Here is a 22,816-nt window from a genome sequence, read left to right on the forward strand (position 1 = left end):
CACACAGGTCTGTCCGGCCGCCCTGCACGCGCCGGCCCGGCAACCCCGCACGTACCGCCCGGCCGCCCTGCCTCACCGCAGCACCACACACCCCCGCCCCTCCAGCCTCCGCAGCAGCTCATCCGGCACGGCGACCTCGTTCCAGCGCAGGTCGAGCTTCTCCAGCGCGGGCAGGTCGCCGATCCACGGCGGGAGCTCCCGCAGGCGGTTCGCCCGCAGATCGAGTCTCCGCAGGCGGGGCAGGCCACGCAGGGCCTCCGGCACCGTCGCGAACTCGTTCTCGCGCAGCTCCAGTTCGCGCAGGTCGGCGAGGCCGTGGAGCGAGGTGGGGAGCGAGGTGAGGCGGTTCCCGCGCAGCCACAGTTCGCGCAGCGCGGTCAGGGCGCCGAGCGAGGAAGGGAGCGAGGTCAGGTGGTTGCGCTGGGCGCGCAGTTCCACCAGGGCGTCGAGTGAGCCCAGGGTGTCCGGAAGCGCCGTCAGCCGGTTCTCGCCCACATTGAGGTACGCCAGCCGCTTCAGGTTGCCCAGGGAGTCCGGCAGCGACGTGAGGCGGTTGTCGTGGACGTAGAGGAAGCGGCTCAGGGACGTCAGGTCCCCGAGCTCCGGCGGGAGCTCCGTCAGGTGGTTGTGGCCCAGGTCCAGCGTGTGCAGCGAGGCCAGGGTGCCGATCCGCGCGGGGAGCCGCGTGAGCGCGTTGTCGGGCAGGAGCAGGACCTCCAGGGACGGGTGGTGCCACACCGCGTCGGGAACCTCGCTCAGGCCGCCGTGCCAGTAGTTGAGTACGTTCTCGGTACCGACCGTCACGTGAGGTCCCTTCGTCCGGAGCGGGTGGCCGTGGGATGACCATGCCCCCTTTTTTCACCGCTGTTGCCGAATCGGCTCCGGGCGGGCCCCGCGGGCGTAATCTGAAGTGCCTGAAGGCCAAGACACGCGCCGCGGGAGGCGCCCGGCGCATCACCGTGGCGGAGGGTGTCCCATGGTGCATCACGTCACCCACGGAAGGCGGATCCTCTTCGAGCGAGAGAGCGAACTCGCGTCGGTCGAGGAGGCGTTGACCGAGCTGTGCGGTCTGTCGCAAGACGGGTCGGAGCCCCCGGACCGGTCCCGGGGCGCGCTCATCGCCTTCGCGGGCCGTGCGGGTCTCGGCAAGACCTCCCTGCTCGCCGAGGCGCGGCGCCGCGCCGTCGCCAAGGGCTGCACCGTGGCGCCGGCCCGCGGCGGCGACCAGGAGCAGCGGGTCGCCTTCCACGTCGCCCGGCAGCTGGTGCAGCCGCTGCTCGCCTCCGTCCCCGACGCGGAGCTGCGGGACGTCCTCGGCAGCTGGTACGCCATCGTCGGCCCCGCCCTCGGGCTCTGCGCGGCGCCGGACGACGCGCCCCCAGACCCGCAGGGGCTGCGGGACGGGCTCGACTGGGTGCTCACCCATCTCGCCGTGCAGCGCGCTCCGTTGGTGGTCATGGTCGACGACGCGCACTGGGCCGACGCCGAATCACTGAGCTGGCTCACCGCCTTCGCGCCCCGCGCGGAATCCCTCCCGCTGCTGCTCGTCGTCGCCTACCGGCCCGAGGAACTTCCCGCCCATGCCGAGGAGTTCAGAGGCCTGCCCGGACGTGCCGGGCAGCGGCCCATCGGACTCGAACCGCTCAGCGCCACCGCGGTCGCCCGTCTCGTACGGGACACGCTCGGCGCCCGCGCCGACGACGCGTTCTGCCGCGAATGCTGGGCGGTCACCGCGGGCAACCCGTTCGAGGCCGTGGAACTGACCGCGAAGGTGCGCGACCGCGGGCTGACCCCCGACGAGGCCGGTGCGCATCTGCTGCGCGATCTCGCCGCCGCCGTGAAGGGCAACGGCCTCGTCGCCCGCCTGGAGCGGCTCGGCACCTCCACCGTCCGGTTCGCCTGGGCCTGCGCCGTCCTGGGCACCTCGATCTCCCCGGGCCTCGCCGCGGCCGTCGCGGGCATCGGCGAGCGGGAGTCCGCCGACTGCGCCGACCGCCTGCGCCGCGCCCGGGTCCTGACCGGCGCCGACACCCTGGAGTTCGTGCACCCGCTGATCGCCACCGCCGTCTACCGCGCCATCCCCGGCGGCGTGCGCGTCGCCCTGCACGGGCAGGCCGCATGGTCCGTGATCAACGCGGGGCTCGGCGCTTCCGCCGCCGCACGCCACCTCCTCGAGGTCCACCCCGACGGCGACACCTGGGTCGTGCAGCAGCTGCGCGCCGCCGCCCGCGAGACCGTCCGCGCGGGCGCCCCCGACGCGGCCCGCCGCTATCTCGCCCGCGCCCTGCGCGAACCCCCGCCCTGGGAGGACCGCGCCGCGGTCCTCTACGAACTCGGCTGCGCGTCCCTCCTGACCGAACCGGCCACGACCGTCAACCACCTGCGCGCCGCGCTCGAAGAGCCCATCACCGACCCCGTCCTGCGGCACGGCATCGTCTACCGCCTCTCCCAGGTCCTCGCCCACACCGACCGGCTCGAAGAGGCCTCCGACGCCCTCGCCCGCGAGATCCGCCTCACCAGCGATCCGCGGGTGCGCATCCGGATGCACGCCGAGCAGTTCATGTGGGACGCCTTCCGCGCCGACGAACCCGACTCGCCCGCCCGTTCCCGGCGCCTGGCCCGCCTCGCCGACCGGCTGCCCGGCCGCGATCTCACCGAGCGGTACATCATCGGGCTCCGCGCCTGGGACGCGACGCTGCGCGCCGAACCCGCCCAGACCGCCGTCCGCAACGCCGAGCGCGCCCTGGTCGGCGGGCTCGGCTGGGCCGAGGAGGGGCGGGGCTTCGAGGTCCCCGTCCTGGTCGCGCTCACCTTCCTGTACGCCGACCGGCCGGGGCGGGCCGAGGAACTCTTCGCGGCCGGGATCGCCGACTTCGAGCGGCAGGGCTGGCGCGGCGCCCACCTGTCGTTCGCGTACACGCTTCTCGGGTACGTACGCTTCCGCCGCGGGCGCCTCGCCGAAGCCGAGGACTTCGTGCGCGCGGGGCTGCGGATCGCCGAGCGGGTGGGCTCGGGAACGCCTGCCCACTGGTACGCCGTCGGCATCCTCATCGAGATCCTGCTGGCCCGTGGCCGCGTCGCCGAGGCCACCCGGACCGCCGAGGAGTACGGCTTCGGGGAGCCCTTCCCGGCGGCCGTCGTCTTCCCCGACGCCCAGGCCGTGCACGGCGAACTGCTCCTCGCCCGCGGCCTCACCCGGGACGCGGCTGCCGAACTCGCCGCTGCGGGCCGCCGCCTCGACCCGCGCGGCATGCGCAACCCCGCCTGGTGCCCCTGGCAGCTCCACCTCGCGCTCGCCGAGGCCGACGACGCCCCCGGGCGCGCGCTCGCCACCGCGTACGAAGCGGTCCGCCGGGCCCGCAGGTTCGCCACCGCGTCGGCGGTCGGGCAGGCGCTGAGGATCACCGCCGACGTCGCATCGGGCTCCGCGCGCATCAAGCTCCTGGAGGAATCCGTCAGCCACCTGGAGCGATCGCCCGCGGCGTACGAACTCGCCTGCGCGCTGGTCCGTCTTGGCGCCGAACTGCGCCGCTCCGGCCGCCCCAAGGACGCCGCCGACCCGCTCTACCGCGGGCTGGAGGCGGCCGTCCAGTGCGGAGCCGACGGCCTGGTGGAGCAGGCCCGTGACGAGCTGGCGGCGGCCGGCCTGCGCCCCCGGCTGCTGCACGGCACCGAGACGGACACGCTCACCGCGCGCGAGCGCACCGCCGCGACGCTCTCCGTCCGCGGCGCGTCCGCCGCCCGCATCGCCGAGGAGATGCACACCGACGAGCCGGCCGTCGTCCGGCTGCTCTCCGCCGTCTACCGGAAAGTGGGAACGGACCACTCCGGTCTTGCCGCCGCGCTCGCGCTCCACCACCCCCGCTGACCTCGCCCTGAACACCCGTCCACCCGTCGGCCGCCCCGCGCGGACCGGCGCCGCCCCCGCGCCGACAAGCACCGCGGGACACGTACCATTGGCGCATGTCCTTCCTCCGCCGCCGCAGCGCCGCCACTCCCGCCGGCCCGGACTTCGATGTCCTTGCCATGGACCCGGGTGACTGGCCCGGCAACCTCGGCGCGGGCCTGCTCCCCGCCCCCGACGGCAGCTGCCAGGGCGTCTTCCTGCGCTACGACCTGTTCGGCGGGCGCGGCCCCGCGATGATCATCGGCAATCTGCCCGAGGGTTCCCCGGCGCGCGAGACGGCTGACGACGAGGTGCCCTTCGAGGTGGCCCAGCTGCTGCAGGCGCTGGAGAACGACGAGGAGGTCACCGTCGTCAGCACCGAGGACATGCCGGTGATGCAGGGCGACAACCTCCTCATCGTGCGCCGCCTCAAGCTCTCCGAAACCCGCATCTCCTGCGTGCAGTTCGACCGCAGCGACGGCGTCCTCGTCACCATCGCCGCCTGGGACCGGCCGATCACCGACGATCTGTACGCCCTTCTGAAGCCGCTGCCCGCGGAGCTCTTCCAGCAGGGCTGACACACCCGGCACCACCGCAGGCCACGCATCCACCCCTTCTGCCGGACCATCTGCTGAAGGGGTGGGTTTTGTCATGCGCCTTGCCAGGCCAGTCATCGGACTTTTAACGTGACCGGTCATGACTCCCGGGATCTCGCGAAGAACCACGATGAAGTCCGCCGTAGGCGGAGCGGCCGTCCTGGCATCGGGTGGAGGCGTGCTCGCCGGCACCGCGTCCGCAGTCGACGGAGGGGATGGCGGAGGACATAAGCGACGTGACACCTCCGATGAATCGCTGCTCTGGTATGCGAAGCCCGCCGCGGACTGGGAGCGCGAGGCCCTCCCCATCGGCAATGGGGCCCTCGGCGCCATGATCTTCGGCACCCTCGCCTCGGAGCGGCTCCAGTTCAACGAGAAGACCCTGTGGACCGGCGGCCCCGGCTCCCGCGAGGGCTACGACTTCGGCAACTGGCGCGAGCCCCGCCCCGACGCCCTCGACGCGGTGCGCAAGGAGCTGGACGAGAAGGGCGCCCTCACCCCCGACGCGGTCGCGGCCGGCCTCGGCCAGTCCCGCCGCGGCTACGGCGCCCACCAGACCTTCGGCGATCTGCACCTCGACATCCCGGGCGCCCCGGCCGCGCCCGACGCCACGTACCGCCGTGCCCTCGATCTCCGCACGGGCCTCGCGACCGTGACGTACACCCACCAAAAGGTGCGCCACGAGCGGGAGTTCTTCGCCTCCCACCCCGACGGCGTGCTCGTCGGGCGGCTCGGCGCCGACCGCCCCGCGAGTGTCACCTGCACCGTGCGCCACACCTCACCCCGCGCCGACTTCACCGTGAAGGCCGACGGCGACCGGATCGCCGTACGCGGTGAACTCGCCGACAACGGCCTCACGTTCGAGGCCCAGCTGCGCGTGGCCCACCAAGGCGGCACGCGCACGGCGAACGCGGACGGCAGCATCACCGTCACCGGAGCCGACCACGTCTGGTTCGCGCTCGCCGCGGGAACCGACTACGCCGACACCTACCCCGACTACCGCGGCGACGACCCGCACGCACGCGTCACCCGCACCGTCGACCAGGCCGTCGCCCGCGGACACGCCGCGCTGCGCGCACGCCATCTGCGCGACCACGGCGACCTGTTCGAGCGCGTCGCCCTCGACCTCGGCCAGACCACCCCGGCCGACGTCCCCACCGACGAGCTGCTCAAGGGATACGGGGCAGGGGCGAGCCCGGCCGACCGCGCCCTCGAAGCCCTCTTCTTCCAGTACGGGCGCTACCTCCTCATCGCCTCGTCCCGGCCCGGCTCGCTGCCCGCGAACCTCCAGGGAGTGTGGAACAACAGCACGACCCCGCCCTGGTCGGCCGACTACCACACCAACATCAACCTCCAGATGAACTACTGGCTCGCCGAGGCCGCCAACCTCGCCGAGACCACCGCCCCCTACGACCGCTTCGTCGAGGCACTGCGCGCGCCGGGGCGGCGTACGGCGAAGGAGATGTTCGGCTCACGGGGCTGGGTCGTGCACAACGAGACCAACCCCTACGGCTTCACCGGTGTCCACGACTGGTCCACTGCCTTCTGGTTCCCCGAGGCCGCCGCGTGGCTCACCGCGCAGCTCTACGAGCACTACCGCTTCGGCGGCTCCACGGAGTACCTCCGCACCACCGCCTATCCCGCGATGAAGGAGGCCGCCGAGTTCTGGCTCGACAACCTCCGCACCGACCCTCGCGACGGCACCCTCGTCGTCACCCCCAGCTACTCGCCCGAGCACGGCGACTTCACCGCGGGCGACTCCATGGCCCAGCAGATCGTCCACGACCTGCTCACCAACACCCTGGAAGCCGCCCGCGTGCTCGGTGACTCGGCGGCCTTCCGCGCCGAGCTGGAGAAGACCCTCGGCAAGCTCGACCCGGGCCTGCGCGTCGGCTCCTGGGGACAGCTCCAGGAGTGGAAGGCCGACCTGGACTCCAGGACCGACGACCACCGGCACGTCTCCCACCTCTACGCCCTGCACCCCGGACGCCAGATCCGGCCGGGCAGCGAGTGGGCCGACGCGGCGAAGGTCTCCCTCACCGCGCGCGGCGACGGCGGCACGGGCTGGTCCAAGGCGTGGAAGGTCAACTTCTGGGCACGCCTGCGAGACGGCGACCACGCGCACAAGATGCTCGGCGAGCAGCTCAAGTCCTCGACGCTGCCGAACCTCTGGGACACCCACCCGCCGTTCCAGATCGACGGCAACTTCGGCGCGACGTCGGGCATCGTGGAGATGCTCCTGCAGAGCCAGTTCGACGTCATCGAGGTACTGCCCGCACTGCCCGCGAGCTGGCCCGAGGGCTCGGTGCGCGGCCTGCGCGCACGCGGCGGCGCCCGCCTCGACGTCGAGTGGTCGGGCGGACGGGCCACGCGCATCGTGCTCACCGCCACGCGCACCCGCGAACTCACCGTGCGCAGCAGCCTGTTGAAGGGCGGCGAGAAGACCTTCAAGGCGCGGGCAGGACAGCGGTACGTCTTCGACTGAGCCGACGCCCTCCTACGTCGGGGCCGGGCCCGCCCTCACGCGGACCCGGCCCCGACCGACCTCGACTGCTCTAGGAACCCGAGCGCGCCACCTGCACGTCGGCCGCCCGTACGTACGCCACGCGGTGCCCGAACTGGACCTCGTAGTACACGTCCTTGCCGCGCACCACCTTGTGCGGTGCCGTGTCGAACGTCGGCGCGTAGAAGTACTCGCCCGGCACCTTGTCGCCGACCGCGTACTTCTGCCCCGCGAGCAGCTTGTACGGCAGCGGCGTGACCGCCTGCACCGGGACGCCCGCCGGGTACGCCTCCTTCTCCGGGTAGGCGCGTCCGTACACCGGGACCTCCGTGGCGTCGCCCTTCGGCGTCACCACGAGCCCCTTCGCGTCGACGGCGGTCGGCTGCTCCTTCGGGTTCTTGAACCAGGCCTTCTGGCCCAGGTACCAGACGGCGGTCCAGTCGCCCTGCCGGTCGGCGACCGCGTACTGCTGGCCGGTGGACAGGCGCGCGCCGGTGTCGTTCACGCCGGTCGTCGAGTCGCCGCCGCCGGGGCGCAGCCCGATGTCCTTGATGAGCGGCGCGTCGTCACGCGGCTCGGTGTGGACGCGTACGGCCGCGGAACCGTGCGACGGGCACGTGTCGCCCGCCTTGACGCAACCCGTGTACACCGGCCGGTTCTTGGCGTAGTCGGGCGCCACCGTCACCAGACCGCCGCTCGGACCCGCCGTGCGCTTGAACGGCTTGCCCATCAGCGTGAAGTAGTGCTGCCAGTCCCAGTACGGGCCGGGGTCGGTGTGCATGCCCGCGATCGTCGAGGGCAGCGTGCCCGGGACGTTGTCGTGGCCGATGATGTGCTGGCGGTCCAGCGGGATGCCGTACTTCTTGGCCAGGTACTTCACCAGACGCGCCGACGAGCGGTACATCGCCTCCGTGTACCAGGTGTCCGGCGCCGTCAGGAAGCCCTCGTGCTCCAGGCCGATCGACTTGGAGTTCACGTACCAGTTGCCCGCGTGCCAGGCGACGTCCTTGGCCTTCACGTGCTGGGCGATGTGCCCGTCGGTGGAGCGCAGGGTGTACTGCCAGGAGACGTACGTCGGGTCCTGCACCAGGTTCAGGACGCCTTCCCAGCGGCCCTCGGTGTCATGGATGACGATCGTGTCGATGCTCTGGCTCTTGGGCCGGTTCCCCAGGTCGTGGTTGCCGTAGTCGTCGTTGCCGTTCGGGTCCTTGAACTCCTCGTACGGCGCCGGGATCCACTCGCACGACACGGTCGAGGGGCACTCCGTCTCGCCCTTCGGCGCCTTACGCAGCCCCATGCCCCGCACCTGCGCGGCATCCGGTTTCAGTCCGCCGACCGCCGGGAGCGTCACGTGCTGCCCGGAGTCCGTGGTGCGCTCCTGCCCGTCGTGGATGACGGCGAAGACGTCATTGGCGTACGTCGCCGCGGTGGCCTGGTCGTCGGCTCCGGAGAAGCGGGCGATCGCGCCGTACCAGTCGGCAGGGTCGTCGCTCAGCGGCTTGCCGAGCTTCTTCTGCGCGGCGGCGAGCAGAGCCGCGCCGCCGCGTACGTTCGCGGCCGGGTCCGTGCGCAGCCGCTCGGCGGACTGCCCGCTGAGCTCGGCGGCGCGGGGCAACGTCTTGAGCCGGGCAGGCAGTTGGGAGTTCTCGGGCACCTTGGCCGTGAACTCCTTCGGCTTGAGGACGCCCCGCGAGTCGTCGCCGCGCGGATCCTCCGCGCCCTCGCTGTGGTGCGGGGCGCCGGCGACGGCGGTGCGCGCGTCGGTGAGGTGCATCGGGCCGTACCCGCCGGTCACGCTCGGCGCGCCGCCGTGCGCGTCCCAGCGGGACTGCAGATAGGACACTCCGAGCAGCACGCTCTGCGGTACGCGGTATTCGGCGGCCGCGGCGGCGAAGGCGCCCTGCAGCGAGTCCGACGACGCCCGGGCGGGAGCACCCTGCGACGAGGCGGACGGGGCGGCACCGAGCAGCGGAAGCAGCAGACCGGCGGAGACAAGTGCGCCCGCGGTCCTGACGGCGCGTCTGTGCGCGGCAGGGGTGCGGGCGGTGGCGGATCCTCGCAATGCAGCCTCCTGGGACGGTGAAGCGTGATGGGGCGTGCGGGGCCGGGCGTGCGTCAGTGGTACCGGCTCTCCGACGATCCGTCAATCATGCCCAGGGGACGGGATTTCCCATGTCAGCACCGGTCCCGGCGGGTTTCGCCGCAGGAGGCCGCACGGCCTGCGGTGCGTCAGTGGATTGGACCAATGAGCAGCACGAACACCGCGGCCACCGCCGCGGGCCGGTGGGCGGACCACTCCGGCCGTCAGAGGTCCGGTCCACCTGTTCGGGGGATGGGCGCGGTGGTGCGAGCGGTGCTCAGACGAACCGGTGCACGAAGGCCAGGGCCGTGTCGGCCACCTCCTGCCAGCGGCTGTCGATCGTCAGGGCGTGATCCCGGCCCGCCATTTCCGTGATCTCGGTGACGCCGGAGTTCTCCCGCTGCTTCTTGTACGCGCCGTTGGCGAGCACCCAGGGCACGGCGTTGTCCTTCTCGCCGGAGATGATCAGCAGGGGGCCGCGCCGGGGATTGCGGCAGTCGACGTTCATCTCCGACCGGGGGTTGAGGTTGGCTGTGGCCGCCTGGAAGAGGGGTGCGCAGGGGGCCGGAACGGCGTACTTCTCGTAGAGTTCCCTGGCCTCTCGCTCGCTGACGGCATTGGCGTAGGCATAGCGGAACTGCGCGAAGGTCAGCGGCAGCGCGCGCTTCCGGTTGGCCGGGTTGGAGATCACCGGGCGCAGCGTGCGTACGGTCGACACCGGCACCGCCAGAATGCCGCGGAACGGCACGGGGTCGATCGCCACCGAGACGGCGGAAAGACCGCGCCCGGCGAGGATCTGCGTGAGCAGCCCCCCGACGGAATGCCCGACGATGGCCGGTTTGCGCTCCAGCCCGTCGATCAGCCCCGCCAGGTGATCGGCGATCCGCCCGACGGTCTTGCCCGCGAGGGCGTCAGGGCGCTGCCTGGCCTCGGTGACCGTGTCCGCGTCGTCGGGCCAGGACAGGGCGACGGGCACGTACCCGGCGGCCTCGAAGTGGTCCATCCAGAGGTCCCAGCTGCTGGGCAGCATCCACAGACCGTGCACGAACACGACCGGAACGCGCTCGGGGGCGGCGTTGGCGCGGTCGATCTGCTGTGTGTCATTGAGGGACATAGCCTGAAGTTACGGTCGCAAGTGCCCTGCGGTACAGGGCAGTTCGCGCTATGGCCGGTGTTGCACGGTGCTTGTCCGGTCTCCGTGGACCGGGGGTGCGGGCGGGGGGCGTGCGTGCCGAGGGGCCGGCGGTGCTTCAGCGGACCGCGCCCGCCAGAACCCGGTCCACCTGGCGCGGCGACAGTGCGTGTTCCAGCAGGGCGACCCAGCAGTGCGAGGCGCCCAGGTCGACTCCTGCGACCGAGTGTTCGCGGGTGCGCAGGCGAAGGCGCCGTGGGGGTCGCCCGTCCGTCGAGCCGCCGTCCGGCTCCTCGGTGAGGAAGCCGTGCGCGATGAGCGCGTCCACTCGCTGCGACTCCGTCGAGCGCGCAAGCCCCGTCACACGGGCGATGTCGGCGCGGGTCTCCGCCGCTCCCGTACGGAGCAGGGCAAGGACTTCGCCGGGTGAGGCCGGTACGGAAACGGGGTGATCCGGCGCTCCAGACATGGCAGCAATGCAAGGGACGAGTTTGGCTGCTCACAAGGCTGATGCTGTTCGGTGATCAACCTAAGGCACCATTCAACTCCCATGTGCAGGAGGCTGCTTGGGACCGCGACAGACCAAAGCTGCCTCATCGCATTGCTCTGTACTCCTATGACGTAGACGCGGTGCAGTTCACCACGTCATAGTCACCCGGAAGTAGCCGGGGGCATAGACAAGGCCGCAGTGCGCCGCTGTCCAAGACGCACTGCGGACCTCGTCCCCCGTCAGCGGGTGCCGACCGCCGCTCGCACGGCCCTGCGGGCCAGCTGGCAGTCGTCGTGCAGCCGCCTCAGCAGCAGCCGCTGTTCCTCACCGGACGGCGCGGCGCCCGAGTGGGCCGGTCCCGGTGCCGCCGGTGCCGCATCGTGCATCGACCGCTGCACGGCCATCTCGTACGTACGGATCTCGCGGGTCAGCACCAGCATCAGGTTCACCAGGAACGCGTCACGCGCGGCCGGCCCCTGCTCCTGCGCCAGCTGACTGATCTCGCGCCGCGCGACCGGTGCGTCACCGAGCACCGACCACAGCGTCGCCAGGTCGTAGCCGGGGAGATACCAGCCGGCGTGCTCCCAGTCCACGAACACCGGGCCCGCGGGGGACAGCAGGATGTTCGACAGCAGGGCGTCACCGTGGCAGAACTGCCACGTGCCGTGCTGCCCGGCCGAGTGCGCGATGCCGTGCAGCAGCTTCTGCAGGTCGCCCATGTCGCGGTCGGTGAGTAGCCCCAGCTCATGGAAGCGGTTGATCCGCTTGCCGTAGTCCATGGGCCTGCCGAACAGTTCCTGCGGTGGACGCCACCGGTTGAGGTGGCGGATGGCGTTGAGCGCCAGTCGCACGTCCGCTCGCGGCGGCGGCTCCACGGGGTGGCGGGACAGCGCGGCGACGCGTCCCTGCATCCGCTCGATCACCAGCGTGCAGTCCTCGGGGTCCGCGGCGATGAGCCGCGGGGCCCGGACCGGAGGGCGGTGCCGTACGAACGAGCGGTATGCCGCTATCTCGTGCCGGATCCGCTCGGCCCACACGGGCGAGTGGTCCAGTAAACATTTGGCGATCGCGGTGCTGCGCCCTGTCGTTCCCACCAGCAGTACGGTGCGTCCGCTGCGGCGGAGCACCTGTACCGGATTGAACTCCGGACAGATGCGGTGCACCGAGGCGATCGCGGTGCGCAGTTGCGCCCCCTGGGGGCCTGACAAGTCGAGTCTCCCGCTGAGCGGTTGCGTGCCGGGCCCCGGAACGCGTCGCGTTCGGCCGGCGCCGAGCGACCCGGCCGCGGGGCGCGCGGGCTCCAGATACGGGCCGCTGCCGGGCTGGCGGCTGTGCAGTGGCCGGGGCGGGGCGGACACGGAGGACGATGCTGTGTACATGGGCGATACAGATCCCTTCGTGTGCCTGCGAATTGCTGCGCCTCCCGCCCCGGCCCCGCGGGGAGCACCCTGGGGAATGTCCCCCGGCGAGCCGGGTCGGGGTGGCGCATTCCTACCTGACACCCGGCGTCCCCTGGCACACCATGTGGCGCACCCTGGCGAACCCTGGCGAATAGTCGCCCAGCAACTGACAGAGGGTTACTGTCAACTCAGCCGAGAACCTGGGGGCTTGACGTGAACGGACAACCCAACACCCGACTGTCGGACCTTTTCGGCCTGACAGGCTGGTCCAAGGGGGAGCTCGCGAGACTGGTGAACCGGCAGGCGGCGGCCATGGGCCATCCGCAACTGGCCACCGACACCTCGCGGGTACGGCGTTGGATCGACATGGGGGAAATCCCCCGCGATCCCGTTCCCCGGGTATTGGCGGCTCTGTTCACCGAGCGTCTCGGCCGTGTCGTGACCATTGAGGATCTTGGTCTGGTCCGGCACGGGCGCGTGGGGAAACGGCGGGCCGACGGGAGTGTGGAGCACCCCGACGGCGTGCCGTGGGCGCCCGAACGGACAGCCGCGGTCCTCACCGAATTCACGGGAATGGACCTCATGCTCAACCGACGCGGCTTGGTGGGCGCGGGTGCCGCGCTCGCCGCCGGCTCCGCACTCAGCAGCGCCATGCACGACTGGCTGCACACCGATCCGGCCCTCGCTGCCGACGCTCCCCGAACCAACCATCCCCTGCACGCCGACCCCGCTGGGTTCGACCGCTATGAGGCCGCCCCCATCGGGTCGCAGGAGATCGAGGAACTGGAGACCTCTGTCGAGGTGTTCCGGGCCTGGGACGCGGCCCGCGGCGGCGGGCTGCAGCGCAAGGCTGTGGTGGGCCAGCTCAACGAAGTGGGCGGCATGCTCGCCTACCGACACCCCGACCATCTCCAGCGCCGCCTCTGGGGCGTCGCTGCCAATCTCGCCGTTCTCGCGGGCTGGATGTCGCACGACGTCGGCCTGGAGCCCACGGCACAGAAGTACTTCGTGATCGCCGCGCACGCGGCCCGCGAGGGCGGCGACCGGCCGCGCGCCGGCGAGGCCCTGTCCCGGGCCGCGCGGCAGATGGTGCATCTCGGGCGTCCCGACGACGCCCTGGACCTGATGAAGCTCGCCCAGTCGGGCTCGGGCGAGGAGATGCTGCCGCGCACGCAGGCCATGCTCTACACCATCGAGGCCTGGGCACAGGCGTCTATGGGCAAGGGGCAGGCGATGCGCCGCACCCTCGGCATCGCGGAGGATCTGTTCGTGTCCGACAAGGGGGACGTGCCCCCGCCGAGCTGGATGCAGATGTTCGACGAGGCGGACATGCACGGCATGCAGGCCCTGGCCTTCCGCACCCTCGCCGATCACGACGCGTCCGCCGCCAACACCGCCCAGCGCCATGCCAGGGAGGCGATCGACCTGCGGTCCAAGGGCCGCGACCGCTCGCAGATCTTCGATTACATCTCGCTGGCATCGGCCTGCTTCATCGCCGACGACCCCGAACAGGCCGACCGGTACGCACGGCTGGCGCTGGTGTCGATGGGATCGAACTCATCGCACCGCACCTGGGACCGGCTGCGCGAGATGTACCGCCTGACCGCTCAGTACTCGGGCTACCCGAAGATCCAGGACCTGCGTGAGGAGATCAAGCTGGCCCTGCCCAAGGCGGCGGCCAAGACCGGAGGTGGCAGCCGGGCCCGGGCATAGGGACCGGCAGAGCGGGGGCACGGGTCAGTCGGATTCATCGGATTCAGGAGCTGATCCGCTTCAGGAGTTGATCTCAGGAGTTGATCCGCGCGATCAACAGGCAGGCGTCGTCCTCACGCGGGGCCACGCCGAACTCCTCGATGACCGTCCGCACGCAGTCCTGCGCACCCCGCGTGTCCGTGAAGCGCGGCGCGAGCGCGAGCAGCCGGCTCGTGGCCGCGTCCCTGGTACGCCGGGGGACCAGTCCATCGGTGTGCAGCAACAGCAGGTCACCGGGTTCGAGGTGCTCTTCGGCCTGTCCGTACGTGGCTCCGGAGGTCGCCCCGAGGATCACTCCAGCCGGTGGCGTCAGCGCGCGCCCTGTCCCTGCGCGGAACAGCAGTGGGACGGGGTGCCCCGCCTGCGCCCAGCTGAGGGTGCGGGTGGCGGGGGTGTACTGGCAGCAGACCGCGCTGCCGAGGGCCGGTTGTGCGGTGTTGTCCAGTAACTGGTTGAGCCAGCCCATCAGTTGGGCGGGGCGCACTCCGGCGACCGCCATGCCGCGGACGGCGCCGAGCAGCATCGCCATGCCCGACGTGACGGTGACGCCATGTCCCGTGAGGTCGCCGACGCTGAGGAGGAACTGCCCGTCGGGCAGCTCCATCGCGTCGTACCAGTCGCCGCCGATCAGTGAGCTCGTCGAGGAAGGGAGGTAGTGCGCGGCGAGGTCGAGCGCCGCGGGTCCGCCGTGCGGGAACCGCAGGGAGCCGCGCCACGGCGGCAGCACAGCCTCCTGCAGTTCGACCGCGAGCCGGTGCTCCGTCTGCGCGATGTGCCGCTGGCGCTGCAGCGAGTCACGGGTCTCGCGCACCGCCCGCTGGCTGCGGCGCAGCTCGCTGACGTCCCGCAGAACCGCCCACATCGAGGCGGTGCTGCCGTCAGCGGCGAGCACGGGCTCGCCCATCATGTGCACCTGTCGCACGCCCTCGTCGGGGCGCACGATGCGGAACTCGCCGTCGATCGGCTTTCCGTCGACCAGGCAGTCCGTGACCATGGCCGTCAGCATCGGCTGGTCGTCGACGTGCACCAGGGAGGGCAGTTCGTCGAGGGAGAGCGGGGGAGCGTCCGGGTCCCGCCCGAGGATCTGATACAGCTCGCCCGACCAGCTCGCCTCGTCGTTCAGGAGGTTCCACTCCGCGCTGCCCACCCGGCTGAGCAGCGAGCCGCGCTGCGGTTCGAGCGGCGGGGGCACGGCCGGAGCGGTGGGCTCGACGGCCGACGGCACGGGTCCGTCCCGTAACTGCGCGAGGTGTTCGTCCAGGTCGTTGAGCTGATGGACCGCCAGGTCGCAGAGGGCGCGCTGCCAGCGCCCCTGGGGGTCACTCTGGTCGGGCTCGGCATCACGGCGCACCGCGTCGACCTCGCCGCGGAGCCGGCGCGTCTGCGTGATCAGCGCTTCGACCGAGCCGCGCTCGGGCGGCTGGGCGGAAGGGCGGTCCGCGAAGACATGGGACGGCATGAGGTGCTCCGTTGAGGATGCGGTGCGACCAAACGGGCGGGAAGGACCGCTAATGACTTTCGCACAGCGGGGGGTGGCTCGTAAGGGATTTGGCAACACACGACGCGTGGGTGCTTCTGGCATATGTCTATGTCCTTCGGAACGATATGTTCCGACGGCTCGGTCCCGATCACCCGCGCAAGTACCGAATAACAGCCAGAACGCGGCGGTTGTGGTCATGTGACGCGGGCAGTCCGAGCTTGTCGAAGACGGCGGCCACGTGCTTCTCGACGGTGCCCGCCGACACGACGAGGCTCTGTGCGATCGCCGCGTTGGACCGGCCCTCGGCCATCAGCGAGAGGACCTCGCGCTCCCGGTCGGTGAGGGGTGCGAGCTCCTCCGCGCGGCGACCGGCCCCGGCCAGCTGTGTGACGACCTCGGGGTCCAGTGCGGTGCCGCCCGCGGCCACCCGCTCCAGGGCGTCGGTGAACTCCGCGATGTTCGCGACGCGGTCCTTGAGCAGATAACCGACGCCCGCCGAACCCGCGGCGAGCAGCCGCGTGGCGTACTTCGTCTCCACGTACTGGGAGAAGAGCAGCACTCCCGTGCCAGGGTGGTCGCGGCGGATGTCGATGGCCGCGCGGAGCCCTTCGTCCGTGTGTGTCGGCGGCATCCGGATGTCGGTCACCGTGACGTCCGGACGGTGCTCGGCGACGGCGGCCCGCAGCGCGTCCGCGTCGCTCACGGACGCACAGATCTCGTGCCCCCGCTCCACGAGCATCTGGCCCAACAACTCCCGCAGCACCGCGGCATCCTCAGCGATCACGACACGCATGGCGGCATGCTCTCACGCGTGCAGCGGCAGCTCGACGGTGACCGCCGTCGGCCCTCCTTCGGGACTTCTGACATCCATCCGCCCATCGACCGTACGTACGCGTTGCACGAGTCCCGTCAGGCCGCTCCCCGCACCGGTGTCCGCGCCTCCATGCCCGTCGTCACCGACCTGGAGGAGCAGCCGCCCGTCCAGCTGGGCCACCGTGATCGAGGCCCGCCGGGCCCCGCTGTGCTTGATGACGTTCGCGAGCAGCTCGGCGGCACAGAAATACGCGATGGTCTCGATGGCCGGGGTCGGGCGTTCGGGTATGTCCGTCACCAGGTCGACGGGGATGCTGCTGCGCGCGGTGAGCGTGGCGAGGGCGTCCGGCAGACCGTCGTCGAGGACCGGGGGATGCAGGCCGCGGGCCAGATCGCGCAGTTCGGTGAGAGCCTCGGTGGCGTTGTGGTGCGCTCCGTCGACGAGTTGACGCAGACGAGCGACATCCAGTGCTCCGCCACTCGGCCCGCCACCGTCGCCGGTGCTCCCGCTCTCGCTCGCGTTGAGCCGCTGCCTGATCATGTCGAGGCTCATCGCCACCGCGACGAGACGGACCTGCGCCCCGTCGTGCAGATCGCGCTCGATGCGGCGGAGCAGCGCCACCGAGTCGTCGACGGCCAGGGCTCGCGTCTCCTCCAAGTCGCGCACGCGATCGGCCAGTTGACCCGGGCCGAGCAGGGCGCCGATGAGCCACCGATCGGCGTCGGTCACCAGGCGCGTCACCCAGGGCGCACCCAGCAGGGTGGCCACACCGATGGCCACCGCGAGGAACGTACCGGCGAAGGTGTCCGCGTCCAGGCCACCGAAGGGAACCGGCGTGAGCACCGGCATGCCTTCCGGGGACCCGGGCTCGGGCTGCTGCCCGAACGCCGCCCACCGCAGCGGAGCCGTGAGGTCGATGAGCCCCGTGAGCCACCACAGGACGGCATACGCCCCCAGACAGCCGACCGGCAGCTTCGCCAGCACATAGGCCGCCGACCGCCAGCCGGTCCCGTCCCACAGCCGGGCGTCGAGGCGGCTGACCAACCGCCCCTCCGGACGCAGCGGCGGCGGCGCGGTCGTCCGATCCCCCAGGAACACTGCCGCGAGGCGACGATGGACGCCGCCCAGCGCCCTGGCCAGCTGAAGCCCAGTGATGAACAGGAGCGCGCCGAGCACGGCAAAGACCACCGACACGGTGAACCCCGCGCCCAGCGCCAGCGCCACCGCGAGAAGCACCCCGCCCGCGAGCCCCAGCGGGAACCCGATCAGGCAGTACGCGGCCTCGCCCCACGCCCGCCGGGTGAGGGGGGCGCGCCCCACAGCGCGTGCGAGGGCGCGCGCCCCTGGTGCGGCGGGCGGCGTCCCGGGGTGCTCCGGCGCACCTGAGGTGGTGGCGCCGGCAGCGGCGGCGGTGACCCGCGGGCGTGTGACGTGCATGGAGACCAGTGTCCTGTCAGCCATCACGGCGGGCCAGCGTGCGCCACCCGCGACCGGCGACCAGGGAGCGCGCGACGCCGCCCGCGGCGGCCAACGCCGCCAGAGGGGAGGCCTCGGTGCGTCCCGGATGGAACGTACGGGCCTCGAGCAGTGCCCCTACTTCGCGCGGGGTCAGCGCGGCGACGGCGACGGTGGGTCCATACCGCTTGGTGAGACCTTGAGCCTCGATCATCACAACTCCTGCTGCAGACCTGGTGGGGCCGGACACCCTCACGTTAGGCCTCGGCGAGGACCCGCCGGAACGCGGTTTTCCTCCGTCTGGCCTGGGGGTTTTCCCCCAGGCCAGACGGAGCGGTCAGGCGAACGTCACCCGCGCCACGGGCTCGAGGCGCCCCTCGTCCAGCAGTGCGCGGCAGCGGAAGCGCTGGATCTTTCCGCTGGGGGTCTTCGGGAGCACGCCGCGCGCCAGGAACAGGCACTCCGCGAGCGCGACGCCGGCCTTCTCCAGGGCCAGCGAGGCGGCCTCCTCGGCGATCGGGCGGAAGTCCTTCGGGTTGCCCTGGGGTTCCACCATCAGCACGAGCCGGGACATGCCCGAGGCGCCCGCGTCGACGACGGCCGCGCAGCCCTTGCGGACGTTCTTCAAGGAGTCGACCGCCGACTCGATCTCGGAGGCGTAGATCTTCCGGCCGCCCACCGAGAGCATGTCGTCGGCCCGGCCGAGGACGTACAACTCGTCGTCGCGCACGAAGCCGAGGTCGCCGGTGCGCAGCCAGCCCTCCTGGAAGCGGTCGGCCGTGCGGTCGGGGTCCGCGTAGTAGCCCTTGGCCAGGCTCGGTGACGACACCAGGATCTCCGAGATTCCGCCGCCGCCCCCCGCCCGGACCGAAACACCGGGAAGCGTCAGGCCGTTGGAGACGAGGCGGGCCGCCTTCGGATGGTCGGGTGCCACCTCGATCACCGAGCCCTCGACGAGCGCAGGACCGTCGAAGGCGAGTGCCTTGGGCACCTGGGCCCACGGCTTGCCGGACACCGCGAGTGTCGCCTCGGCCATTCCGTAGGCGGGCTGGAACGCGGTGTCGGACAGACCGAACGGCCGGAACTTCTCCGTCGCCGCCGCCAGCGTGTCCCAGTCGACGCGCTCCGCCCCGATCACGGCCGCCCGCAGCTTCAGTTCCTTGGGCAGGCTCCCTCGGCCCTGCGCACGGGCCGAGAGGTACACGGCGGTGCTCGTGCCCGCCGTCATCGTCGCCCCGTACTCCGACATGTCCCGGAACCACGTGCGCGGGGCCATCCCGAACCGCTCCGGCGACGACAGCACGAAGTCGAAGTCGTACGCCCACGAGTACAGCAGGCAGCCGAACATGCCCATGTCGTGGGAGAGGGGCAGCCAGGAGGCGACGGTGTCGGCGCCGGGGCGACCGCCGGTCAGATGCAGGATGATCTGCAACTGCTGTTCGATGGCGCGGGTGGTCAGCGCACAGCCCTTGGGCGTGCTGGTGGATCCGGACGAGTACTGGATGAAGGCCACGTCGTCCCGGCCCGGCGGGCTCGGTTCGATGCGTCCCCCGCCACGCAGCGTCGACCAGCCGTGGGCCGGAAGCTCCTTGCTGAGCTCCGTGGGAACCATGGCGGTCAGCCAGTCGTCGACCAGGAGCAGCGTCGGGTCGAGTCGCGCCGAGAGCGCCACCAGCTGCTCGCCGTAAGCCTCATGGCTCTGGCCGCGGGTCGGCAGGGGCAGCGATGCCACCGCGCCGCCGGCCAGCCAGACGGCCAGCAGACCGCGCACCGTGTCGGGCGTGTTGGTGAGGATGGCGGCGACCCGGGTCCCCGGCCCGACGCCGAGGGCGCGGAGCTCGGCGGCCATTCCGTGGGCGTCCCTGACGACGTCGCGCCAGGGGGTGTGCTCGAACTCCTCGCCCGTCCACTCGTGCAGCACGCCGTGCGAAGCCCCGTTGGTCAGGGCGTTGAAGAACTCCATGTATGTGATCCCCGTCTGTTCGTCCGCTCGGCCGACGTCCGCGCTATTCCACGTCCACGAGCGAGGCGTCGGCCTCACGGGTCTCGCGGCGGCGTTCCGCCATGGGCGCGATGTTCTGCTGGGTCTCCAGGAGCTCCTTCTTGTCCACCGAGCCCGCGTTGACGCGACTGACGCCCGCTTCGCGCATCTCCATGCGCTCGGGGTCGATGCGCACGACCTTCCAGGCGAGGTGGGTCTTCTCCAGGCTCCAGATGAGGATCGCGGAGAGGTCGATCTCGTACCACTTCATGCCGTGCCGTGCGGAGCGCGGGAACGCGTGGTGGTTGTTGTGCCAGGCCTCGCCGAAGGAGGGGATCGAGAGCCAGGCGACGTTCCGCGACTGGTCGGTGGTCTCGAAGCGGCGGCGGCCGAAGACGTGGCCGACGGAGTTGACCGCGTAGGTCATGTGGTTGATCAGGAAGATGCGGACCAGGCCGCCCCAGAGCATGCCGGTCAGGCCGGCCTGCCAGTCGCCGCCGGTGATGGCGTAGGCGATGAGACCGGGCAGCACGACGCTGGAGGCAGTGACGAGGAGGAGGTTCTCGCTGAGCCAGCGCAGCGGCTTCTCGCGGACCAGGTCCGGGCAGTAGCGCATCGGGTCGGAGGTGAGGCTGACGTCGAACAGCCACCCCAGGTGGGCGTGCCAGAGACCGGCCATCGTCCCCTTGAAGCCCGGCTCGAAGTCCAGGTGGGGGCTGTGCGGGTCGCCTGCCTTGTCGGCGACGCGGTGGTGCTTGCGGTGGTGGGCCGCCCAGATCAGCGGCGGACCCTGACCGGCCATCACACCGGCCGTGGCAAGGGCGACGCGGATGGGCTTGTACGTCTCGAACGAGCGGTGGGTGAGCATCCGGTGGTAGCCGGCCGAGATACCGAAGCCGGACACCGCGTACATGATGACCAGGACCACCACGTCCGACCAGCCGAAGATCTCGTTCCACAGCAGGGTCATGGCGCCGAACACCGCGACCAGCGGTATCAACGACGCCCCGAGTATGAACCAACGGTGCTTTCTGCCGTCCATGTACCTGTGCCTCTCACTTGCGGAAGGTGGGACTGCCGACTGACGGGTGGGGACGAGAGCTGGTCCGCGCGCTGCGGAAGACGGGCAGCACGGCCGCCCGCAGCACGGGAAAGAGCAGGGGACGCGGCGTGTGGCGCCCTGCGAGGTACTGGGCCTTGGCGACGGGCCCGGGGACCACCACACGGCGCCCCTGCGCCAGGCCGCGCAGGCCCGCCTCGGCGACCCGCTCGGGCGTCAGCCAGGCGAGGAACGCGCGGTCCTGGAGCCGTGACATGCCGCCCACGGCGTAGAAGTTGGTGCGCACGGGCCCGGGGGCGAGCAGGGTGCAGCTCACTCCGGTGCCGCGCAGTTCGACGTGCAGCGACTCGGCGAAGGTGTTCGCGAACGCCTTGCTGGCCGAGTAGGTGGCCGCCGTCGGCACGGGCTGGCAGCCCGCGGTCGAGCCGGTGACCAGGATCCCGCCGTTCTGCCGCTCCAGCATGCCCGGCAGCACCGCCTGCGTCAGAGCGTGCAGCGAGACGACGTTGACCTGGACCTCGGCACTCTCCTGGGCGGGGTCGTTCTCGCTGAACGGCCCGCAGGTGGGAAAGCCCGCGTTGGCGCAGAGCACGGAGACCGGCTGCCCGGCCAGCTCCTGTTCGAGCTCCTGCCGGGCGACGGAGTCCGCGAGATCGCAGGTGCGCACGTGCACCGGTACGTCGTGACGGTCGCGCAGTTCCTTGGCGAGCAGTTCGAGGGCGTGGGTGGAACGGGCGACGAGCCACAGCCCGTACCCGCGGGCTGCCAGGCCCCGGGCGAGGTGCTCGCCGATGCCGGACGAGGCTCCGGTGACCACCGCCCAGTCGGCCGGGCCGCTCACGCCGCCGCCGACGGCGAGATGAGGTGCGTGGCGATCCTGCCGGCAGCGGCACGGCCCGTCCGGGCGCACGCCTCGATGGAGACGCCCTGGATGTAGTCGCCCGCCAGTTCCAGTCCTGCTACGCCCGCGACGCTCTCCCGCACCTCGGCGAGGAAGTCGGCGTGGTGCGGAAGGTAGCCGCTGTATGCCGCCTTCCAGTGCTTGACCAGGAGGTTGACGCGCTCGGCGCGCGGCGCCCCCAGGTACTTCACCAGGCGTTCCTCGGTCTCACCGGTCAGCCGGTCGATGTTCTCCGGGCTGAGGTCGGTCAGGCGGCCCTCACGCCCGCTGTAGGTGTAGCGGACGATGTGCCGTTCCTCCATGCCGTACGAACCGGCGTTGCTGCACGGCCCGTCGTCCATGGTGAGCGCGCGTACGTCGTGGCCGAAGACGGGCCGGTCGTACTCGACCAGCACCACGGTGGAGGGGAAGTAGGTCACGTCCGAGAGCCGCCGGGCGAGGGCGGGCCGCGCGGAGCGGACGATCTCGGCGGTCGCGTAGGCCGGGGTGGCCAGCACCACGCCGTCGTAGTCGCTGGTTCGCGCGGGTGCCCCGTCCTCCGATATACGCAGTCCGGTGACCTTGCCGTCGCGGACCTCCAGGCCCTCCACCGTGGCGCCGAGCCGCACCGGGACACGCTTGGCGAAGGCGTCCAGGACCGGCTGGATGCCACCGGACAATTGGTCGTAATGGTCCATCAGCATCGACAGGTTGGTGCCGAAGGTGCCGGGGTAGACCTCGTCGGGCTCGGCCCCGTTGTTGCGGATGACCATGGGCCGCACCAGCATGTCCGTCATCTCACGCCCGAAGAACGAGCTGAGCGGGGCGTGGTCGTGGCGGGCCGACACGCCGCTGAAGTAGCGCGAGCCCAGGAAGCGGTTGCGGTCGTCGGCGCGGATGCGTGCCGCCATCGCCGCCATCCGCGCGAAGTCGCGGGCCGATCCCATCCGGCGGATGTTCTTCAGGGTCTGGCCCCGCCGCTCGCTGTCGATGGTCAGGACCTCGCCGTCCTTGATGCGGGACGCGTTGTAACCGAAGGACTCGTACGCGTCCGCGCCGAGCTCCGAGGTGAACCAGCGGAACGTGTGGTACCGGCGGCCGATGTTCTTTCCGCCCGTCATGACCTGCCGGTCGCCGAGCTTGTCGAGGCCGAAGCGGCCGCCGAGGGTCCGCTCCGCCTCGACGATTTCGACGTCGTAGCCGAGGAGGTCGAGGCGGAGCGCCGCGGTGAGGCCGGAGATGCCGGACCCCACCACCGCCACGCGCCGCCGCCGGCTTGAGTAATCACCTGTGTGTGCCATAGCCAT

Annotated in this window: 17 protein-coding genes; 4 read left to right on the top strand and 13 right to left on the bottom strand. The window is 71.5% G+C overall.

The genetic code is table 11. The features are described from left to right. Window positions 1-72: 72 nt before the first annotated feature. On the bottom strand, window positions 73-804 hold the full coding sequence (locus tag OG302_RS37520) for a leucine-rich repeat domain-containing protein (RefSeq protein ID WP_371530871.1): 732 nt from the start codon (window positions 802-804) through the stop codon (window positions 73-75). A 172-nt stretch (window positions 805-976) separates the two neighbouring features. On the opposite strand from OG302_RS37520, the gene OG302_RS37525 reads away from it, so the two are divergent. From OG302_RS37525 to OG302_RS37535, 3 genes are all read left to right on the top strand, one after another. Beyond that, window positions 977-3,868, top strand: coding sequence for an AAA family ATPase (locus OG302_RS37525; RefSeq protein ID WP_371530872.1), 2,892 nt, complete (start codon window positions 977-979; stop codon window positions 3,866-3,868). 95 nt (window positions 3,869-3,963) lie between these two features. Beyond that, entirely contained in the window at window positions 3,964-4,464 is a 501-nt protein-coding gene (locus tag OG302_RS37530) for a hypothetical protein (RefSeq protein ID WP_361839959.1), read from the top strand. Between the two features lie 148 nt (window positions 4,465-4,612). Beyond that, the gene (locus OG302_RS37535; RefSeq protein ID WP_371530873.1) at window positions 4,613-6,967 is read left to right on the top strand and encodes a glycoside hydrolase N-terminal domain-containing protein; all 2,355 of its coding nucleotides are present in this window, start codon (window positions 4,613-4,615) and stop codon (window positions 6,965-6,967) included. Window positions 6,968-7,037: 70 nt separating this feature from the next. On the opposite strand, the gene OG302_RS37540 is transcribed toward OG302_RS37535, so the two are convergent. The 4 genes from OG302_RS37540 to OG302_RS37555 form a co-directional block, all read right to left on the bottom strand. Next, the gene (locus tag OG302_RS37540; RefSeq protein ID WP_371530874.1) at window positions 7,038-9,047 is read right to left on the bottom strand and encodes an N-acetylmuramoyl-L-alanine amidase; all 2,010 of its coding nucleotides are present in this window, start codon (window positions 9,045-9,047) and stop codon (window positions 7,038-7,040) included. 295 nt (window positions 9,048-9,342) lie between these two features. Then, window positions 9,343-10,179: an alpha/beta hydrolase gene (locus tag OG302_RS37545; protein ID WP_371530875.1), complete on the bottom strand. Its 837-nt coding sequence runs from the start codon at window positions 10,177-10,179 to the stop codon at window positions 9,343-9,345. Between the two features lie 136 nt (window positions 10,180-10,315). Further along, window positions 10,316-10,666, bottom strand: coding sequence for a helix-turn-helix domain-containing protein (locus OG302_RS37550; RefSeq protein WP_371530876.1), 351 nt, complete (start codon window positions 10,664-10,666; stop codon window positions 10,316-10,318). Window positions 10,667-10,926: 260 nt separating this feature from the next. Continuing rightward, window positions 10,927-12,066: an aminoglycoside phosphotransferase family protein gene (locus OG302_RS37555; protein WP_371530877.1), complete on the bottom strand. Its 1,140-nt coding sequence runs from the start codon at window positions 12,064-12,066 to the stop codon at window positions 10,927-10,929. A 234-nt stretch (window positions 12,067-12,300) separates the two neighbouring features. Between OG302_RS37555 and OG302_RS37560 the strand changes: the two genes are divergently transcribed. Then, entirely contained in the window at window positions 12,301-13,800 is a 1,500-nt protein-coding gene (locus tag OG302_RS37560; RefSeq protein ID WP_371530879.1) for a hypothetical protein, read from the top strand. Window positions 13,801-13,873: 73 nt separating this feature from the next. On the opposite strand, the gene OG302_RS37565 is transcribed toward OG302_RS37560, so the two are convergent. The 8 genes from OG302_RS37565 to OG302_RS37600 form a co-directional block, all read right to left on the bottom strand. Next, window positions 13,874-15,298, bottom strand: a complete 1,425-nt coding sequence (locus tag OG302_RS37565; protein ID WP_371530881.1) for a PP2C family protein-serine/threonine phosphatase — start codon at window positions 15,296-15,298, stop codon at window positions 13,874-13,876. Between the two features lie 169 nt (window positions 15,299-15,467). Next, window positions 15,468-16,112, bottom strand: coding sequence for a response regulator (locus OG302_RS37570; protein WP_371530883.1), 645 nt, complete (start codon window positions 16,110-16,112; stop codon window positions 15,468-15,470). Between the two features lie 12 nt (window positions 16,113-16,124). Continuing rightward, window positions 16,125-17,570 (bottom strand): sensor histidine kinase, encoded by a 1,446-nt coding sequence (locus OG302_RS37575; RefSeq protein ID WP_371530885.1) that lies wholly within the window; start codon window positions 17,568-17,570, stop codon window positions 16,125-16,127. A gap of 16 nt (window positions 17,571-17,586) precedes the next feature. Then, complete coding sequence (locus OG302_RS37580; protein WP_371530887.1) at window positions 17,587-17,802, bottom strand: hypothetical protein; 216 nt, start codon at window positions 17,800-17,802, stop codon at window positions 17,587-17,589. A 123-nt stretch (window positions 17,803-17,925) separates the two neighbouring features. Further along, window positions 17,926-19,551: an AMP-binding protein gene (locus tag OG302_RS37585; protein ID WP_371530889.1), complete on the bottom strand. Its 1,626-nt coding sequence runs from the start codon at window positions 19,549-19,551 to the stop codon at window positions 17,926-17,928. A gap of 43 nt (window positions 19,552-19,594) precedes the next feature. Further along, a complete protein-coding gene (locus OG302_RS37590) occupies window positions 19,595-20,611 on the bottom strand; it encodes an acyl-CoA desaturase (RefSeq protein WP_371530891.1) in 1,017 nt (338 codons plus the stop codon). Between the two features lie 13 nt (window positions 20,612-20,624). Then, window positions 20,625-21,470 (bottom strand): SDR family NAD(P)-dependent oxidoreductase, encoded by an 846-nt coding sequence (locus tag OG302_RS37595; RefSeq protein WP_371530893.1) that lies wholly within the window; start codon window positions 21,468-21,470, stop codon window positions 20,625-20,627. Beyond that, window positions 21,467-22,816 (bottom strand): NAD(P)/FAD-dependent oxidoreductase, encoded by a 1,350-nt coding sequence (locus OG302_RS37600; protein ID WP_371530895.1) that lies wholly within the window; start codon window positions 22,814-22,816, stop codon window positions 21,467-21,469. Before OG302_RS37600 ends, OG302_RS37595 begins: the two co-directional genes overlap by 4 nt.

The sequence above is a fragment of the Streptomyces sp. NBC_01283 genome (assembly GCF_041435335.1).
GTDB lineage: Bacteria > Actinomycetota > Actinomycetes > Streptomycetales > Streptomycetaceae > Streptomyces.

Coding starts and splice junctions, on each gene's coding strand:
- OG302_RS37580 (WP_371530887.1), bottom strand. CDS start 17,802: ATGATCGAGGCTCAAGGTCTCACCAAGCGGTATGGACCCACCGTCGCC.
- OG302_RS37600 (WP_371530895.1), bottom strand. CDS start 22,816: ATGGCTATGGCACACACAGGTGATTACTCAAGCCGGCGGCGGCGCGTG.
- OG302_RS37590 (WP_371530891.1), bottom strand. CDS start 20,611: ATGGACGGCAGAAAGCACCGTTGGTTCATACTCGGGGCGTCGTTGATA.
- OG302_RS37575 (WP_371530885.1), bottom strand. CDS start 17,570: ATGCACGTCACACGCCCGCGGGTCACCGCCGCCGCTGCCGGCGCCACC.
- OG302_RS37530 (WP_361839959.1), top strand. CDS start 3,964: ATGTCCTTCCTCCGCCGCCGCAGCGCCGCCACTCCCGCCGGCCCGGAC.
- OG302_RS37525 (WP_371530872.1), top strand. CDS start 977: ATGGTGCATCACGTCACCCACGGAAGGCGGATCCTCTTCGAGCGAGAG.
- OG302_RS37585 (WP_371530889.1), bottom strand. CDS start 19,551: ATGGAGTTCTTCAACGCCCTGACCAACGGGGCTTCGCACGGCGTGCTG.
- OG302_RS37550 (WP_371530876.1), bottom strand. CDS start 10,666: ATGTCTGGAGCGCCGGATCACCCCGTTTCCGTACCGGCCTCACCCGGC.
- OG302_RS37570 (WP_371530883.1), bottom strand. CDS start 16,112: ATGCGTGTCGTGATCGCTGAGGATGCCGCGGTGCTGCGGGAGTTGTTG.
- OG302_RS37545 (WP_371530875.1), bottom strand. CDS start 10,179: ATGTCCCTCAATGACACACAGCAGATCGACCGCGCCAACGCCGCCCCC.
- OG302_RS37535 (WP_371530873.1), top strand. CDS start 4,613: ATGAAGTCCGCCGTAGGCGGAGCGGCCGTCCTGGCATCGGGTGGAGGC.
- OG302_RS37565 (WP_371530881.1), bottom strand. CDS start 15,298: ATGCCGTCCCATGTCTTCGCGGACCGCCCTTCCGCCCAGCCGCCCGAG.
- OG302_RS37555 (WP_371530877.1), bottom strand. CDS start 12,066: ATGTACACAGCATCGTCCTCCGTGTCCGCCCCGCCCCGGCCACTGCAC.